At 63.0% G+C, this 16,417-nt stretch carries 16 protein-coding genes; 7 read left to right on the top strand and 9 right to left on the bottom strand.

The window, feature by feature from the left end; translation table 11 throughout:
* Positions 1-147: 147 nt before the first annotated feature.
* Positions 148-1,410: a urate hydroxylase PuuD gene (locus tag ON753_RS20070; RefSeq protein ID WP_265964814.1), complete on the bottom strand. Its 1,263-nt coding sequence runs from the start codon at positions 1,408-1,410 to the stop codon at positions 148-150.
* 380 nt (positions 1,411-1,790) lie between these two features.
* On the opposite strand from ON753_RS20070, the gene ON753_RS20065 reads away from it, so the two are divergent.
* Entirely contained in the window at positions 1,791-2,708 is a 918-nt protein-coding gene (locus ON753_RS20065) for a LysR family transcriptional regulator (RefSeq protein WP_265964813.1), read from the top strand.
* A gap of 152 nt (positions 2,709-2,860) precedes the next feature.
* Here ON753_RS20065 and ON753_RS20060 read toward each other — a convergent pair whose 3' ends face one another.
* Entirely contained in the window at positions 2,861-3,226 is a 366-nt protein-coding gene (locus tag ON753_RS20060; RefSeq protein WP_265964812.1) for a winged helix-turn-helix transcriptional regulator, read from the bottom strand.
* Positions 3,227-3,334: 108 nt separating this feature from the next.
* Here ON753_RS20060 and ON753_RS20055 point away from each other — a divergent pair, with 108 nt between their 5' ends.
* Positions 3,335-4,039, top strand: coding sequence for a glutathione S-transferase family protein (locus ON753_RS20055; RefSeq protein ID WP_265964810.1), 705 nt, complete (start codon positions 3,335-3,337; stop codon positions 4,037-4,039).
* A gap of 122 nt (positions 4,040-4,161) precedes the next feature.
* Complete coding sequence (locus tag ON753_RS20050; protein ID WP_265964807.1) at positions 4,162-4,572, top strand: hypothetical protein; 411 nt, start codon at positions 4,162-4,164, stop codon at positions 4,570-4,572.
* 28 nt (positions 4,573-4,600) lie between these two features.
* Here the strand turns inward: ON753_RS20050 and uraH are convergent, their stop codons facing one another.
* Positions 4,601-4,954: a hydroxyisourate hydrolase gene (gene uraH, locus ON753_RS20045; RefSeq protein WP_265964804.1), complete on the bottom strand. Its 354-nt coding sequence runs from the start codon at positions 4,952-4,954 to the stop codon at positions 4,601-4,603.
* A 191-nt stretch (positions 4,955-5,145) separates the two neighbouring features.
* On the opposite strand from uraH, the gene puuE reads away from it, so the two are divergent.
* The 3 genes from puuE (at position 5,146) to ON753_RS20030 (ending at position 8,567) form a co-directional block, all read left to right on the top strand.
* Positions 5,146-6,561 carry an allantoinase PuuE gene (gene puuE / locus ON753_RS20040; RefSeq protein WP_265964802.1) on the top strand — a complete coding sequence of 472 codons (1,416 nt, stop codon included), beginning with the start codon at positions 5,146-5,148 and terminating at the stop codon, positions 6,559-6,561.
* Complete coding sequence (locus tag ON753_RS20035; protein WP_265964799.1) at positions 6,558-7,052, top strand: ureidoglycolate lyase; 495 nt, start codon at positions 6,558-6,560, stop codon at positions 7,050-7,052. Before puuE ends, ON753_RS20035 begins: the two co-directional genes overlap by 4 nt.
* 78 nt (positions 7,053-7,130) lie before the next feature.
* Positions 7,131-8,567 carry a uracil-xanthine permease family protein gene (locus tag ON753_RS20030; protein WP_265964796.1) on the top strand — a complete coding sequence of 479 codons (1,437 nt, stop codon included), beginning with the start codon at positions 7,131-7,133 and terminating at the stop codon, positions 8,565-8,567.
* Positions 8,568-8,668: 101 nt separating this feature from the next.
* On the opposite strand, the gene ON753_RS20025 is transcribed toward ON753_RS20030, so the two are convergent.
* From ON753_RS20025 to bhcA, 5 genes are all read right to left on the bottom strand, one after another.
* On the bottom strand, positions 8,669-9,652 hold the full coding sequence (locus tag ON753_RS20025; RefSeq protein WP_265964793.1) for a type I glyceraldehyde-3-phosphate dehydrogenase: 984 nt from the start codon (positions 9,650-9,652) through the stop codon (positions 8,669-8,671).
* Positions 9,653-9,731: 79 nt separating this feature from the next.
* Positions 9,732-10,697 (bottom strand): iminosuccinate reductase BhcD, encoded by a 966-nt coding sequence (bhcD, locus tag ON753_RS20020; RefSeq protein ID WP_265964791.1) that lies wholly within the window; start codon positions 10,695-10,697, stop codon positions 9,732-9,734.
* Positions 10,698-11,010: 313 nt separating this feature from the next.
* Positions 11,011-12,174, bottom strand: a complete 1,164-nt coding sequence (bhcC, locus tag ON753_RS20015; protein WP_265964789.1) for a 3-hydroxy-D-aspartate aldolase BhcC — start codon at positions 12,172-12,174, stop codon at positions 11,011-11,013.
* 16 nt (positions 12,175-12,190) lie between these two features.
* Entirely contained in the window at positions 12,191-13,165 is a 975-nt protein-coding gene (gene bhcB, locus ON753_RS20010) for a beta-hydroxyaspartate dehydratase BhcB (protein ID WP_265964787.1), read from the bottom strand.
* Positions 13,162-14,352, bottom strand: a complete 1,191-nt coding sequence (gene bhcA / locus ON753_RS20005; RefSeq protein ID WP_265964785.1) for an L-aspartate--glyoxylate aminotransferase BhcA — start codon at positions 14,350-14,352, stop codon at positions 13,162-13,164. Before bhcA ends, bhcB begins: the two co-directional genes overlap by 4 nt.
* Before the next feature lie 167 nt (positions 14,353-14,519).
* On the opposite strand from bhcA, the gene bhcR reads away from it, so the two are divergent.
* Positions 14,520-15,368 (top strand): HTH-type transcriptional regulator BhcR, encoded by an 849-nt coding sequence (gene bhcR / locus ON753_RS20000; RefSeq protein WP_265964782.1) that lies wholly within the window; start codon positions 14,520-14,522, stop codon positions 15,366-15,368.
* On the opposite strand, the gene ON753_RS19995 is transcribed toward bhcR, so the two are convergent.
* Positions 15,349-16,239 carry a bifunctional allantoicase/(S)-ureidoglycine aminohydrolase gene (locus tag ON753_RS19995; protein ID WP_265964780.1) on the bottom strand — a complete coding sequence of 297 codons (891 nt, stop codon included), beginning with the start codon at positions 16,237-16,239 and terminating at the stop codon, positions 15,349-15,351. The genes bhcR and ON753_RS19995 overlap by 20 nt on opposite strands.
* Positions 16,240-16,417 lie beyond the last annotated feature (178 nt).

The following is a 16,417-nucleotide window of genomic DNA, read 5'->3' as shown; positions in this document are numbered from 1 at the left end:
CGCGACGCTCACTCTGATTTCTGGATTCCAGATCAGCGCGCAGCAGTCGCTGCGCTTGTCTGGAATGACGGAGACAAGTGGTGAGCCTTTCCCCAAGCAAAGCGCTCCCCGGAAACGGGAAGCGTCCTCTTTGCAGCTACGGTTTCCTCACCGCGCCGCCACGCCGAACGGCAGTTTCTCCCTTGCATTGCGGTACCATTCCACGATCTTCCGCCGCTCCGGCTCTTCCATGAAGGAGACGTTGGCCGGTGGCATGGCGTTGGTCAGGCCTGCCTGCAGGTAGATCTCCTTCGCCGCCCGGACGACATCCGCCTCGGTTTCCAGGAGAATACCCTTGGGCGCCCAGTGGATGCCCTCGTAGAACGGCTCACGGGCGTGGCACATGCCGCAGCGGCCCGGGACGATGTTCATGACCTCGTTGAACCCCTCGGCGCTGGCGAAGACCTGTTCGCTCGGCGTCAGGCTGCGGTTCTCGGAGGCCTCGTAGCTGTTTTCCTTCCACAGCGGCGCCATGCTGAGCTGGATGATGATGACGAAGAGGATCGCGGTCACCAGCCAGGTCCAGGTGGGATTGCCCGCCCCCGCATGCACGGTGTTGAAATAGTGCCGGATCGTGACACCCATGAGGAACACCAGCGCGGCGATGACCCAGTTGTATTCCGTGGCGAAAGCCAGGGGATAGTGGTTGCTGAGCATCAGGAAGACGACCGGCAGGGTCAGGTAGTTGTTGTGGGTCGAGCGGAGCTTGGCGATCTTGCCGTATTTCGGGTCCGGTGTGCGTCCCGCCTTGAGATCCGCGACGACGATCTTCTGGTTCGGAATGATGGTGAAGAACACATTCGCGGTCATGATCGTGGCCGTGAAGGCGCCCAGATGCAGCATCGTCGCCCGGCCGGTGAACACCTCGTTGTAGCCCCAGCCCATGGCCACCAGCAGGATGAACAGCAGGACCATCAGGAGGGTCGGCTTTTCGCCGAGCCCAGACTTGCACAGGAAGTCGTAGACCAGCCAGCCGATGGTCAGCGAACCGGCCGAGATCAGCACGCCCTGCCACAGGGCGAGATCCGCCTTGGCCGGATCGATCAGGTAGAGTTCGCCGCCGACCCAGTAGACGATCATCAGCAGCCCGGCGCCGGACAGCCAGGTTGCGTAGCTTTCCCATTTGAACCACACCAGATGGTCCGGCATGTTTTCCGGCGCCACCAGGTATTTCTGAATGTGATAGAAGCCGCCGCCATGCACCTGCCATTCCTCGCCATGGGCGCCGACGGGCAGATGCGGCACCTTGCGCAGCCCGAGATCCAGCGCGACGAAGTAGAATGACGATCCGATCCAGGCGATCGCGGTGATCACGTGCAGCCAGCGGACGGCGAAAGCCAGCCAGTCCCATATGATGGCAATGTCCAGCATAGTTTGTCTCCCTAAAAACTTGTCGCTTACGCCAGGGTACGGACCCATAAAATTGACTGCACTGGCGTCAAAACGGCAATGAGCAGGGAGGAAAAGTCCGCAGGTCGATGCTTGTACATCGGCCAAGGGCTTTGACGCTGCTGCTCGCAGCCGTTTTGGCGTCCGTCGGATCTCTCTGGAGCGGACCGTCTCCTGCGTTGCGAAGACTTGAAAACCGGCCGGGTTTCCCGCGCCTTCGCGCCTTGGAAACGGTCCGCTCCAGAGAGACCAGTGCATTCAATTTTATGGGACCGTACCCTAGCTCAGATCCACATTTTCTGGTATCTCAGCATAATGCCGAGCAGTTTCAAAAAAACTAGAATAATCGTTGGAATCAGCCGATGGCCTATCTGGAAAATATCCGAACCTTCCTGCGTGTCTATGAGCTCGGCAACATGTCCGCAGCGGCCCGGGACCTGAGGATATCCTCCGCCGTCGCCTCCTCGCGGGTTTCCCAGCTTGAAGAACACCTGAACGTCCGCCTGTTCCAGCGCACCACGCGCGCGCTCAGCCCGACGGAACACGGCAACCTGTTCTATCGCGGGGCAACCAAGATCATCGAGGCGGTGGAGGAGGCCGAGGCGGAAATCAGCAACGTCACCCGCTCGCCGCGCGGCACGTTGTTCGTCGCAGCGCCCATCGGCATGGGCCAGCGCCTGATCGCACCGGCGATCCCGAGGTTCAAGAAGGCCAATCCGCTGATCGATATCCGCTTGAGACTGTCGGACCGGAAGGTCGACCTCACGGGGGAGGGGCTGGATGCGGCGTTCTTCCTGGGTCTGCCGGAAGATTCGACACTTAAAATCCGCAAGATCGCCGATTGCACGCGGGTTCTGTGCGCATCGCCGGATTATATCGCCCGCAAGGGGATGCCGGTTACCAGCGAGGAACTCACTTCAGGCAAACACGACTGCCTCAACATGCGCTATCCCGGCGCGCCGGAATTCCAGTGGCCGCTGCAAACGGCAAACGGCGTCAAGCGGGTGGCCGTGTCGGGTCCCTTCGAATCCGATCATGGCGATGTCCTGACCGGCTGGGCGCTGGAAGGCCACGGAATCGTGCTGAAGCCGGTCTTCGAGGTCGCCGATTATCTCAAATCCGGCCGGCTCGTGCCTGTCGTTGAAAACGAACCGCCGATCCCGGTCCAGATGGGCTGCCTCTACACCCACCGCCGGCGCCAGGATCCGAAGGTGCGGCTGTTCCTGGAATTCATGGTGGCGCATATTCAAGGCTCGCTGGCGGCGATGGCGGGACGTTAGGTGCGAGAGCCAACAAGAGGGCCCTATTCAGGCCCCACGAGGAGCCTCCTCACCCCTCATGCTGAGGAGGGCCGAAGGCCCGTCTCGAAGCATGGGCGGCATATTCCGGGGCAGGCCCGTCCATCCTTCGCGACGCAAGCAAGGCCTGCGCCTCAGGATGAAGCCGCCTTGCGGCTCGGCTGTTCATCAAGGTCCGCGTTCTGCGCGAGCCCGCCGGTCGCCTCCCACCAGTCGCCGAGCGCGTCGATGAGGGGTACCAGCTTTCGTCCTGCATCGGTGAGGTCATATTCGACCTTGCGCGGATAGCCGTCATATTCGGTGCGCCGGACGATGCCGGCATCTTCGAGCCGGCGCAGTTCCATGGTGAGCATCTTGTGCGAAATCGTCGGATTGTCCCGGCGCAAGGTGCTGAACCGCTTCGTTCCTTCTGAGAGATAATAGATCAGCAGGGTCGGCCAGCGGCCGCTCAGGACCTGCATCACTTCTTCGATCGGGCAGCGGGAGACGAGCTGTTTCATGGGCGGCCTGTGGTAACAAAAAGGTGCGTAATTGCCTGGGTTTGGCAGCGTGTTAGGGTCCGCCATCGCTGCGCAGCGTGATCATCAGAAATCACGGAGAACGATGTCTTGGAACCTATCCTTATTTATGGCTATCCCTGCGGGAGCTCAATGGGCCTTGTGGCCGCTCTCGAGTGGCTGGGGAAACCGTACCGCCTCTGCCGTGTCGATATGCTCGGCGAAATGCGAGAGCCGGCCTACAAGCGCCTCAATCCACGTGTCGAAACGCCCGTGCTCGTTACCGACGGGGGAAACCTCGTCACCGAGACTATGGCGATTGCCGCCTGGCTGGAAGCCCGGGACACGGAGCGGCGCGTCTCCTTCGACCCGATATCGCCGGAAGCGGACCGGATGCATCAACTGACGGCCTTCATCAACACAGGCTTCACCGGTGCCTTCTCGCCGCTCTGGATTGCCATGGAAACCGAAGATCCGGCTCCGGCGACCCAGGCGGTTCTGACGGAAATCGGCCGCAACGGCGTGATGGAGCGTCACGATAGGCTTGAGGAGATGATCGGGAACGGCAGGTTCCTCGTCTCCGACAGGCCGGCACTTGCCGATGGCGTTCTGATCGGCGTCGCCCGCTGGCTGGACTACCATGGCGTCGCGAACCGGGAGCGGTGGCCGAAGCTCGACGCTCTGCGCAAGAGGATCGAAGCAGAGCCAGCAGTGACCTATGCCTTGGCACTGGAGAACGGCGAGGATGTGCCCGGAACCGGAGCCTGCAAGGGACACATCCCGCTCGCCGAAGTTATCGACCGCTTCGGCAACTAGACCATCTACCGGACGCCGGTGAATGCCGGCGTCCGATATTGTGTTGCAGTAGTCGGAACGGTCTGACACGTTTCCGGATCAGGGGGAACGATTGCGGGTGCCTTGTGAAGGGGAGCAACCGGATGGCTTATGCAATCAAGGCGGAGATCCGCGATCCGCAGGCGAGCACCAATACGCTCCCGGCCCGGAAAACCATGTATGGCGGCAAAAGGATCGCGGCCGGTGACACGGTCTATATCTTCGCAAGTGAAAACGAGGGCGGGCCCGGATTGATCGCCCGCGGTACCGTCACCTCTGCCACTCCTGTCCCGAAAATACCGGACGTGGAGCGGCAGACTCCACGCGTGGATGTCGAAATCCGCCGCGACGCGACGGCAAAACGGCCGCTGGGCCGCGCGCAGCTGAAGTCTTTCAGGGACTGGGAAGACGGCCTGCCCGAGACGGAACTGAACTTCAAGCTCTACCGCCAGGCGACGAACAAGATCGTCGGGCTGACGGACGAAGCGGCCAGCTATTTTGGGACCTTCTTTTGACGCAGGGACCGCGGGAGCCGCGCGTGTCCTAACTTCCCCGGTAGGTCGAATAGCTGAACGGCGAAACCAGCAGTGGCACGTGGTAGTGCGCTTCCTCGGACATGCCGAAGCGTAGCGGCACCTCGTCCAGGAAGCGCGGCTCCGGCGTCTTGATGCCGGCCGCGTCGAAATAGGCGCCGATATGGAAGACGAGCTCATAGGTGCCGGTCCGGAATTCACCCGTCGGCAGGATGGGTGTGTCCGTCCGGCCGTCGTCGTTGGTCACGAGGCTGCGCAGATGCGTCCGGGTCTCGCCTGAGACCTCGTAAAGATCGATCCTGATGCCCTCGCCGGGGCATCCGCGGGCTGTGTCCAGCACATGGGTCGTCAGGTAACCGGCCATCGGGTGCTCCTTCACATTTCACTTTCGGCGCATCATGCTGTGACACGTAACCGAAGGGCACCTATGGTTATCAGAAAGCACTTTCTAAAAAACCCAGAAAGTCAGCGACATTGTTTTGCTTTATAAGAAGACTAACGCCGCCGGCCGCTGATCGTGCCCACCTGACCGTCGGCGTCAGCAGGAGGTAAGTTTTGAATCGCTATCCTCGTAACTTGCGTGGCTATGGTCCCAATCCGCCGGATCCGCAGTGGCCGGATGGCGCGAGGGTCGCCGTCCAGTTTGTCCTCAATTATGAAGAAGGCGGCGAGAACTGCGTGCTGCACGGCGATGCGGCTTCCGAAGCCTTCCTCTCCGATATTCCGGGGGCCGCCCAGTGGCAGGGCCAGCGCCACTGGAATATGGAATCCATCTATGAATACGGTGCGCGCGCCGGGTTCTGGCGGCTGCACCGGCTGTTCACCCGCACCGGCATCCCGCTCACCATCTACGGCGTCGCGACGGCGCTTGCCCGCAGCCCGGAGCAGGTCGAGGCGATGAAGGACGCCGGCTGGGAAATCGCCAGCCACGGCCTCAAATGGGTCGAACACAAGGACATGCCGGAGGAGGACGAACGGGCCGCGATCAACGAGGCCGTTCGCCTGCACACGGAAGTCATCGGCGAACGTCCCCGCGGCTGGTACACCGGCCGGTGCTCGGCAAACACGGTCCGCCTTGTCGCCCAGGAAGGCGGCTTCGACTACATTTCCGATACTTACGACGACGACCTGCCCTACTGGCTGGACGTCGACGGCCGCGACCAGCTGATCATTCCCTATACGCTCGAAGCCAACGACATGCGCTTCGCGACGGCGCCCGGCTGGACCGACGGCGAGGACTTCTTCAACTACCTGAGGAACGCCTTCGACGTGCTTTATGCCGAGGGCGAAACGGATACGCCGAAGATGATGACGGTCGGGCTCCATTGCCGCCTCATCGGCCGTCCGGGCAAGATCGCCGCCCTGCAGAAATTCATCGACCATATTCAGAAACACGCAGGCGTCTGGTGCCCGCGCCGGATCGACATTGCCCGGCACTGGGCGGCCACTCACCCGCCGCAGACGGGACCGCAGCCGAGTCGGATGAGCCGGGAAGAATTCGTCGCCACCTTCGGCGGCATCTTCGAGCACTCGCCGTGGATCGCCGAACGCGCCTTCGATCTGGAACTCGGACCCGCGCATGACTGTGCGGCCGGCGTGCATAACGCGCTGTGCCGTGTCTTCCGCACCGCCGGCGAGGACGAACGTCTCGGCGTGCTGACGGCGCATCCGGACCTTGCGGGCAAGCTCGCCCGGGCCGGGCGCCTGACGGCGGAAAGCACCAGCGAACAGGCAAGCGCCGGACTGGATCATCTGACCGACGAAGAGCGGGAGGAATTCACGAGGCTCAATACCATCTATGTGGAAAAGCACGGTTTTCCGTTCATTGTCGCGGTGCGGGACCACGACAAGGCATCGATCATGGCGGCATTCCTCCGCCGGATCGAGAACGACCGGGAAACCGAGTTCGCCGAGGCCTGCCACCAGGTCGAGCGCATTGCACGGCACCGGCTGAAGGATCTTCTGCCGTGACCGGGAGAATTGCCCCATCACCGCTGAACGCCGAGGCGTTCTCCCCCTATGGCGACGTCATCGAGGTCGCGGGCGCACCTGACAAGATTATAAACCAGGGCAAGTGCGGCCGTTATCACGACCTGGCAACGCTCGATTTCGGGAGGGGACGGGCGGGCATCAGCCTCTTTGAGGCCGAAGCCCGCGCGCTGCCCTACACCGTCGACATGGTCGAGCGGCACCCGGACGGCAGCCAGGCTTTCATTCCGATTGACGGCGTTCCGATGCTGGTCGTCGTCGCCGACGACCAGGACGGGACGCCCGTCAATCCGAAGGCCTTCATCAGCCAGCCGGGCCAATCCATCAATCTGCACCGCGGCACATGGCACGGCGTTCTGGCACCGCTGGGACGCGCGGGCCGGTTTGCCGTTGTCGACCGTATCGGGGACGGGACCAATCTGGAGGAATACTGGTTCCCGGAACCCTGGACCGTGGAGGTGGCCGAGACCTAGGCATTCACCGCCCACACCGGACGATCCCTGCCCGCCCAATGAGGTGGAGACGTCCAATCGACCTTCAGAGGAGCACATATGAACAAGTCTACGATAGGAACCGCGGAACAGCTGCGGGATCCGAACTATACCCCACCCTTGATCCAGGCGATTCCGCTCGGAATCCAGCATGTGCTGGCAATGTTCGTGTCGAACGTGACGCCGGCCATCATCGTCGCCGGCGCCGCCGGTTTCGGCTTCGGGTCGAATTCGCCGCATTTTCCCGAACTGCTCTACCTCATCCAGATGTCCATGGTCTTTGCCGGGGTCGCGACTCTCCTGCAGACCCTGACCCTCGGCCCGGTCGGCGCCGCTCTTCCCATCGTGCAGGGAACGTCCTTCGCGTTCCTGCCGATCATGATCCCGCTTGTGGCGGGCAAGGGCGTCGACGGGCTCGCAGCCCTGTTCGGCGGGGTGATTCTCGGCGGGATCTTCCATGCCGCGCTCGGCCTGGTGATCGGCAAGATCCGGTTCGCCCTGCCGCCGCTCGTCACCGGCCTGGTCGTGACCATGATCGGACTTGCCCTGGTGCAGGTCGGCATCCAGTACGCGGCAGGCGGCGTGCCGGCCATCGGCACGCCGGAATACGGTTCGCTGCTCAACTGGTCGGCGGCCCTGGTGGTGATCCTGGTCACGCTCGGGCTGAAGTTCTTCGGCAGGGGCATGCTGTCCATCTCGGCGGTTCTGCTCGGCCTGATTGCCGGGTACATCTACGCGCTGCTGACCGGCATGCTGACCTTCGAGGCGATTGCCGGCTCCTGGTCGAATGCCGCTGCCTTCGCCCTTCCGCAGCCGTTCAAATACGGCTTCGAATTCTCCGCCGCTGCGGTGATCGGCTTTTCGCTGATGGCGTTCGTTTCCGCGGTCGAGACCGTGGGCGACGTTTCGGGCATCACCAAGGGCGGCGCCGGCCGCGAGGCCACCGACAAGGAGATCCAAGGCGCCACCTATGCGGACGGGATCGGCACGGCAGTTGCCGGTCTCTTCGGCGGGTTCCCGAACACCTCCTTCAGCCAGAACGTCGGCCTTATCGCCATGACCGGCGTCATGAGCCGCCATGTGGTGACCTGCGGCGCGATCTTCCTGATCGTCTGCGGCCTGATCCCGAAGGTGGGCAGCGTCATCCGCACGGTGCCGATCGAGGTGCTGGGCGGCGGCGTGATCGTCATGTTCGGCATGGTGGTCGCGGCCGGTATCTCCATGTTGTCGGACGTCAACTGGAATCGGCGGAACATGGTGATCTTCGCGATTTCCCTGTCCATCGGCCTCGGCCTGCAGCTTGAACCGGGCGCCCTGCAGCACATGGCGGATACCCCGCGCATCCTGCTGACCAGCGGTCTCCTGCCGGCGGCCCTGATCGCCATCGTGCTGAACCTGATCCTGCCCGAGGATCTCACCGACGAATCCACCGAGGAGGTCTCCGGCGGCATGGCCGGCCACGGGCGCGGGTCGCTTCCAAAGGAAGAGACGGCCTGATTTTTCAAGGCCTAGCGAGAAGACGAAAGGGCCGCGTTTGCGGCCCTTTTGGCGCCCTGTTTGCCGGTGACGCGACAAACCGGTTTGACGAGAAGGTGGGTTTACCTCGCAGCCATCAGCCGGGCCATGTCGATCATGCGCGCGGAAAAGCCCCATTCGTTGTCGTACCAGCCGAAGATGCGCACCTGCCGCTCGCCGACCGTCAGCGTCTCGGGCAGGGCGACGACGAGGGATTCCGGCCGTGCGCGCATGTCCGTCGAGACCACCCGGTCTTCGGTAAATCCGATCACGCGGCTGCCGGCGAACATCTCGCAAAGCATGTCGTTGACGGGCTTCCCGGCGGGTCGTGCCAGGGTCAGGGTCAGGTCGACAGCGGAGACGCTGATCGCCGGCACCCGGACGGCTGCACCGCTGATCTTGCCATCGAGCTGCGGCAGGACCTTTCCCACCAGCCTGGTGGCGCTGGTGGTGGTCGGCACCATGGAAACACCGCCCGCGCGGCTGCGCTCCAGCGGTCCGCGCGGCGCATCCACCATCGGCTGGCTGCCCGTATAGCAGTGGATGGTGGTCATGTGGCCGGCCTCGATCCCGAGCGTATCGTCAAGGACGCGCAGGAGCGGCGCCAGCGCGTTTGTGGTGCAGGAGCCGTTGGAAACGATGCGGAAATCGCCGAGTTTTTCCTCGTTGGCGCCGAGCACCAGCGTGATGTCGGCCGCCGCGGAGGGGCCGGAGATCAGCACGTTCGCCGCACCCGCCCCGAGGCCCCGTTCGGCGGTCTCGCGCGCGTCCGCCTTGCCGGTGCATTCCATGACCACGTCGACGCCGGTAAGGTCGAGGTCGCCGAGATCGGCCTTGCCGGAAAACGGGATTTCCCGGCCGTCCACCATGAGGCAGCCGGGCCCCGCCTTCACCTCGCCCGGATAGGGGCCGAAGACGCTGTCATACTTGAGGAGATAGGCGCAGGTTTCCAGCGGCGCGATATCGTTGATCCGCACCACGTCGATGGCTTCCGTCTCGGGGAGTTTGAGCACCTGACGCAAAACGGTCCGGCCGATACGGCCGAACCCGTTGATGACAATCCGCATTCACACAATCCAAATTACGTCTTCTGAGGACTGCGGTTTCTGGCGCGAACCGAATGAGCCTTGCTCTTTCCGCGCGTCCTCAAAAATCCACTTCGATAGCGACACCCTTCCGGATCGCCAGCTCAACCGCGGCCGAGGCAACGGCGAGATCCTGAAGGCCGACGCCGGTTCCGTCGAACAGCGTGATCTCGCTTTCCGAGGTCCGTCCGGGATGCGTAGCATTAATCACGGCGCCGATCTCGATTATATTGTCCCTGGATACAATGCCTTTGGCGACCGCGTGCTGGCATTCGCCGATGGTGGCGGACTGGGCGACTTCGTCGGTAAAGAGGGTCGCACCGGCCACCAGCTCGACATCGACTTCCTGCTTGCCCTTGGTATCCGTGCCCATGCAGGCGATATGCGTGCCGGGGCCAACCTGATGCGCCATCAGGATCGGATCGAAACTCGAGGTGATCGAGATGATCACATCCGCTTCGGCGCCCATCCGGTCGAGGTCGACGGACTCGAACGGCAGGCCGAGTTCGCCTGCAGTCTCTTCCAGGCGGGACAGCATTTCCGGGTGAAAGTTCCAGCCGAGGACCTTATCGAAGTCCCGCTGCTCGGCCGCGGCCCGCATCTGGAACGTGGACTGATGACCCGCTCCGATCATGCCGAGCACCTTGGCATCCTTGCGGGCGAGATGCTTGATGGAAACGGCGGAAGCCGCAGCCGTTCTGAGCGCCGTCAGAAGATTGCCGCCGACGACGGCCCGGGCCCTGCCGGTATCCGCATCGAACAGGAAGACCGTCGACTGGTGGTTGGTAAGGCCCTTTTCGGCATTGCCGGGCCAGTAGCCGCCGGATTTCAGCCCCAGCGCGAGCGAAGAGCGGTCGAAGCCGGACTTGAAGCCGTAAAGCGCGTCGGCATGGCCGATGGCTTCGCGAATGACCGGAAAGTTGTAGGCCTGCCCGCTCGCCATGGCGGCAAAGACGTTCTCGACGGCCTCGAATGCCTCGGCCCTGCCGAGCAGCCCGGCGATTTCCTTTTCAGGAACGATGATCATTTGGTTCTCCAGTGGGAGCGGTCTCAAAACAAGCTCCGCCTCATCTTGAGGTGCGGAGCGCAGTGGAGCCTCGAAAGATGGGCCGCGAACTCGGAGCGTACCGCCCATCCTTCGAGACGGGCCGGTGGCCCTCCTCACGATGAGGCTGTGCTTCTTTCCTTCTGTCGTCATCCCGGCCGAGCGGAGCGCGCGCCGGGAACGGAGAGCCACAGAGTTTCTTTTGGGGCTCAACCGGATAGCCCCGGGTTCCCCGATCCCTGATCTCCGCTTCGCTGCGTCCGGGATGACGGATTGAGAGGTTGTATGCTTCGGCTCAATACGCCTTGCCGCGCGCGGAGACCGGCCAGACGGTTTCGACCTTGCCGTTGCGCACGCCGACATACCAGTCGTGAACATTGGCGGTCGGGTCGCAATGGCCCGGGACCAGCTTCAGCTTTTCGCCGACTTTCAGGACGCCCTTCGGATCGGCGATGACGCCGTGCTCGTCCGAGCACTTGACGTATTCCACGTCGTCGCGGCCATAGATGAAAGGCAGGCCGCTGTCGACGGACTGGGCCTTCAGCCCGGCGTCGCAGATCGCCTTGTCCGGCTTGGCATGGCTCATCACCTGGGTGAGAATGAAGAAGGCGTTTTCCCATTCCCCCTGGTCGATGCGATTGCCGTCCTTGTCCAGTATGCGGCCGTAGTCGGCATCCATGAAGGCATAGGACCCGCATTGCAGTTCGTTATAGACGCCGGAATTGGACTCGAAATAGTAGGACCCGGTGCCGCCGCCGGAAACGAGTTCCGGCTCGAGCCCGGCCGCTTTCAACGCCTCGACCGCATCCTTGACCATGGCAATGGCGATATCCAGCTTTTCCTTGCGGGCCTCATAGGTGTCCAGGTGCTGCATGGCGCCCTGGTAGGCTTGGATGCCGGTAAACTTCAGGTTGGCGGCCGCGTCGACGGCCTTGGCGATCGCGACAACGTCTTCGCTCGTCGTGACACCGCAGCGCCCGGCGCCGCAGTCGATCTCGATGAAGACCTCCAGCGTGGTGCCGTGCTTTTGCGCCGCCGCCGAAAGATCGGCGACATTGGCAATGTCATCAACACAGACGATGGTGCGGGCGCCGAGTTTCGGCAGCCGCGCCAACCGGTCGATCTTGGCCGGGTCGCGCACCTGGTTGGACACCAGAATGTCCTTGATGCCGCCGCGGGCAAAGACCTCCGCCTCGCTCACCTTCTGGCAGCAGACGCCGACGGCGCCGCCAAGACGCTCCTGCAATTTGGCGACGTCGACGGACTTGTGCATCTTGCCATGCACCCGGTGACGCATGCCGTGGTCCCGGGCATAGTCGCCCATCTTCTTGATGTTGCGTTCCAGCGCATCGAGATCGAGCACCAGGCACGGGGTCTGGATATCGGCTTCGTCCATGCCCGGCACGGCCGGAATGTCGTAGCCGACTTCGAGTTTTTCAAAACCGGTTTGTGCGTTCATGGGTCAGTCTCCCGGGTTAGCTTAGGGTCCAGGGCAGCTTGTCGAGGTCGACATTGCCGCCGGTAATGATCACGCCGACGCGTTTTCCCGCGAAGACGTCCCTGTTCTTGAGAATAGTGGCGAGCGGTACGGCGGAAGACGGTTCCATCACGATCTTCATCCGGGCCCAGATCAGACGCATGGCGTCGACGATCTCCTGTTCGGACGCTGTCAGGATGTCGGTGACGTGATTGGAGACAAAGTGCCAGGTCAGCTCCTTCAGCGGCACTTTCAGTCCGTCGGCAACCGTATTGGGTGCGTCGTCGGCAATGATGTGACCGGCCCGGAAGCTGCGCGCGGCATCGTCCGCCTGTTCCGGTTCTGCGGCGTAGATCTTCACCTCCGGCGCAAGGTTGGAAAGGGTCAGGCACGTGCCGGACACCATGCCGCCGCCGCCGATCGGCGCGATCACCGCGTCGAGGCCGTCGGTCTGGTCCAGAAGTTCCCTGGAGCAGGTGCCCTGGCCGGCAATCACGCGGTGGTCGTTATAGGGGTGAACGAATTCGGCCCCCGTCTTTGCCTGCACTTCGGCAAAGACCGCCTCGCGGCTGGAGGTCGACGGCTCGCACTCGGTGATGATGCCGCCATAGCCGCGCACCGCATCCTTCTTGGCCTGTGGCGCCGTTTTCGGCATCACCACATGACAGGGAATGCCCCGCCGTCCGGCCGCATAGGAAAGGCTCAGCGCATGGTTGCCGGAACTGTGCGTGGCAACACCCGCTTTGGCCGTTTCCGCGTCGAGGCCGAAGACCGCGTTGGAGGCGCCGCGCACCTTGAAGGCGCCCGCCTTCTGGAAGTTCTCGCATTTGAAGAACAGCTCGGCGCCGGTCAACTCGTTCAGAAAGGACGAGGTCAGGACCGGGGTGCGGTGGATGTGCGGCTTGATGCGCTCATGGGCCACCAGCATGTCCTCAAGCGTCGGAATATAGGTGTTCAAGGCGTCGGTTTTCATGCTGCTTTCCTGGACGAAAGGACTTCCTCGTTACGGTAATATTCCTGGGCGGCGGCAACGCCGGAGCCAAGGCGGATGTCAAGGCCGAGATCGGCCATGACCATTTCCGCGGTCCCGATACCGGAGAGCGTCATGACGTCGGTCAGGCTGCCCAGATGGCCGATGCGGAAGACCTTGCCGGCGACTTCCCCGAGACCGACGCCGAAGGCGACGCCGTATTTCCGGGCCGCATGCGTGACGATGTCGGTGGCGTTGAAACCGTCCGGCGTGCGGATCGCGCTGACCGTGTCGGAATAAACGTCCGGCGTTTGCGCGCACAGCTCCAGACCCCAGGCGCTGACGGCGGCGCGCACGCCTTCGGCAATGCGGTGGTGCCGGGCAAAGACGGCGTCGAGCCCTTCGCCGAGCAGCATGTCGCAGCTCTGCTTCAGGCCGTTCAGAAGTCCGACGGCCGGCGTGTAGGGATAGGCGTTCGAGGCATAGGCCTTGGTCATGTCGCGAATGTCGAAGAAGGTGCGCGGCAGCCTGGCGGCTTCCACCGCGGCCAGTGCCCTGGGCGACAGCGCGACGATTGCAAGGCCCGCCGGAAGCATGAAGCCTTTCTGCGATCCGGTGACGGCGGCATCGACGCCCCATTCGTCCATGCGGAAATCCATCGAGGCGATGGAACTGACGCCGTCGACCAGCAGCAGCGCCGGATGCCGTGCGGCGTTGAGGGCACGGCGAACGGCCGCGATATCCGATTTGACGCCGGTTGCCGTCTCGTTGTGGGTGGCCAGAACCGCCTTGATCTCGTGGTTGGTATCGGCCGTCAGGATCTCCTCGTAGCGGTCCGCCGGAAGACCCGTTCCCCAGGGCGTCTCGACGATCTCGACCTTCAGGCCGTGGCGCTGGCACATGTCGATCCAACGATGAGAGAACATGCCGTTGCGTGCCGCCAGGATCTTGTCGCCCGGGCTCAAGGTATTGGTGATGACGGTCTCCCAGCCGCCCGTCCCGGTGGACGGAAAGATGAAGACTTCGGCGCGGTCCGTTTTCAGGACCTTTTTGACGCCCGCCAGGGCCGGACGGAGGATCTCTCCGAACAGCGGCGAGCGGTGATCCAGGGTCGGCATGTCGCAGGCCTTGCGGAGGGCCTCTGGCATGTTTGTCGGGCCTGGAATGAAGACCGGGTTTTGAAAGCTCATGGCCGTTTCCTCTCACAGTTTCCAGAAGCGTACCGGAGGAGGCCACGAGAGCGCAATTTTTTTAAAAAGTTTTTCATAAACGCGAAAAACGGAAAAGGGCCGTATTGTCAGCGGCTTGCATTTTTCATATGGTGAAGTGATTTTTCATCAATGAAAGAATGTGTCTGATGACGGAGATGAAAACCGACTCTTCCGCCACCCGCCGCGCCCGCGGGCGTCCCCGTGCGTGGGACGACAAGAGCGGGCAGAACACCATCAAGTCGCTCGACCGGGCGATGGCGGTGTTCGAGCATCTGAGTACCCAGTCGGGTGTCTCGCTCTCCGCGCTGTCGGACCAGATGGGCGAGTCCACCGCGACCCTCTACAGGATCCTCTTCACGCTCGAGGTGCGCGGCCTCGTCGAGTTCGACCAGGGTCAGCAGCTGTGGCACATCGGACCGGGCGCCTTCATCATCGGCGCCCGGTTTTTGAGGCGGACGAGCCTGGTCGAAAGGGCGCGGCCCATCCTGCGCGAGTTGATGGAAGCAACCGGCGAGACCGCCAATCTGGGCGTTGCGCAAGGCGATCAGGTGCTGTTCGTTAGCCAGGTCGAGACCCATGCGAATATCCGTGCCTTCTTCCCGCCCGGAACCCTCTCGCCGCTGCACGCCTCCGGCATCGGCAAGGCGCTGCTCGCCTCCATGGACCCGGCCCAGTGCGAGCGTATCCTGAAACAGGGCCCGCGTGAGAGATTTACCGAATACACCTTGTGCGACCCGGATCTCCTGAAAGCGGATCTGGAACGGACGCGCGGGCGCGGATATTCGATCGACGGGGAGGAAAAGAACCTCGGCATGCGCTGCATCGCCGCCCCGGTCTTCAATCATTTCGGCGAGGCGATTGCCGGGCTCTCGGTATCCGGGCCGACAAGCCGTGTCTCTGAGGAAATGACCGACGATCTGGCGGCAGCGGTGAAGGCGTCCGCCGCCGCACTCACCGCCGCACTCGGCGGGGACGTTACTCCGCCGCGTTCCTGAACGCCTGCTGCCGGGTGCCGGCCTCGAAACCGGCGGCGGGCCGCAGCTTCGCGTGCCGGTTGACGTCCTTGTAGAGAAGGTAGCGGAAAGGGCCCGGCCCGCCCGCGTAGCAGGCTTGCGGACAGAAGGCGCGCAGCCACATGTAGTCGCCGGCCTCCACTTCCACCCAGTCCTGGTTCAACCGGTAGACCGCCTTGCCCTGCAGCACGTAGAGCCCGTGCTCCATCACGTGGGTCTCGGCAAAGGGAATGACCGCGCCCGGCTGGAACGTGACCACGTTGACATGCATGTCGTGGCGCAGGTCTTCCGGGTCGACAAACCGCGTCGTCGCCCATTTGCCCTCGGTTCCTGGCATCGCATTCGGGGTGATTTCGCTTTCGTGGGTCACGAACAGCTCCGGCAGGTCCAGCCCGTCGACGGGCTCGTAGGCCTTGCGGATCCAGTGGAAACGCACCGCCTCGGCGGATTTGTTGCGGATGGTCCAGCCGGTCTGCGGCGGCAGATAGGCGTAACTTCCCGCCCGCAGCGGATAGGACTGTCCTTCAGCTGTCAGAACCGCCTCGCCTTCGACCACGAAGATGACGCCCTCGGCCATGGGATCGGTCTCCGGCCGGTCGGAGCCTCCTTCAGGCGATACCTCGACGATATACTGCGAAAAGGTCTCGGCAAATCCCGACAGCGGCCGGGACAGGATCCACACGCGCGTGCCTTCCCAGAAGGGCAGGGCGCTGGTGACAATGTCGCGCATCGTTCCGCGCGGTATGACCGCATAGGCCTGGGTGAAAACGGCCCGGTCGGTCAGAAGCGTTTCCTGCCCGGGATGCCCCCCTTTTGGCGCGTAATAGCTGTAAGGTCCGTTTGACTGCGGCATTTCCAACCCTTTTTCTTGTCAGATCCATTGCCGACTATGGCGCTCATGGCCACCGGGCACCATGGGGGAAGTTGAAAGAGAACCTTTCGGAAATTCAAGATAATGGCTATGGCGTGACAGTGCGGTAGCCTCTCACGAGAGCGGCGGCGGCGTGGTAACACTGATGCGCTTGTCCTGC

The sequence above is a fragment of the Roseibium salinum genome (assembly GCF_026240905.1).
Taxonomy (GTDB): domain Bacteria; phylum Pseudomonadota; class Alphaproteobacteria; order Rhizobiales; family Stappiaceae; genus Roseibium; species Roseibium salinum.
Note: the sequence above shows the minus strand (reverse complement) of the source record. Positions and strands in the feature narration are given on the sequence as shown.

Bases quoted from the DNA above. Each gene is read 5' to 3' on its own strand.
- bhcD (WP_265964791.1), bottom strand. From the start codon at position 10,697: ATGATCATCGTTCCTGAAAAGGAAATCGCCGGGCTGCTCGGCAGGGCC.
- ON753_RS20030 (WP_265964796.1), top strand. From the start codon at position 7,131: ATGAACAAGTCTACGATAGGAACCGCGGAACAGCTGCGGGATCCGAAC.
- ON753_RS19995 (WP_265964780.1), bottom strand. From the start codon at position 16,239: ATGCCGCAGTCAAACGGACCTTACAGCTATTACGCGCCAAAAGGGGGG.
- bhcR (WP_265964782.1), top strand. From the start codon at position 14,520: ATGACGGAGATGAAAACCGACTCTTCCGCCACCCGCCGCGCCCGCGGG.
- uraH (WP_265964804.1), bottom strand. From the start codon at position 4,954: ATGGCCGGTTACCTGACGACCCATGTGCTGGACACAGCCCGCGGATGC.
- ON753_RS20025 (WP_265964793.1), bottom strand. From the start codon at position 9,652: ATGCGGATTGTCATCAACGGGTTCGGCCGTATCGGCCGGACCGTTTTG.
- ON753_RS20070 (WP_265964814.1), bottom strand. From the start codon at position 1,410: ATGCTGGACATTGCCATCATATGGGACTGGCTGGCTTTCGCCGTCCGC.
- ON753_RS20065 (WP_265964813.1), top strand. From the start codon at position 1,791: ATGGCCTATCTGGAAAATATCCGAACCTTCCTGCGTGTCTATGAGCTC.
- bhcA (WP_265964785.1), bottom strand. From the start codon at position 14,352: ATGAGCTTTCAAAACCCGGTCTTCATTCCAGGCCCGACAAACATGCCA.
- ON753_RS20060 (WP_265964812.1), bottom strand. From the start codon at position 3,226: ATGAAACAGCTCGTCTCCCGCTGCCCGATCGAAGAAGTGATGCAGGTC.
- bhcB (WP_265964787.1), bottom strand. From the start codon at position 13,165: ATGAAAACCGACGCCTTGAACACCTATATTCCGACGCTTGAGGACATG.
- bhcC (WP_265964789.1), bottom strand. From the start codon at position 12,174: ATGAACGCACAAACCGGTTTTGAAAAACTCGAAGTCGGCTACGACATT.
- ON753_RS20050 (WP_265964807.1), top strand. From the start codon at position 4,162: ATGGCTTATGCAATCAAGGCGGAGATCCGCGATCCGCAGGCGAGCACC.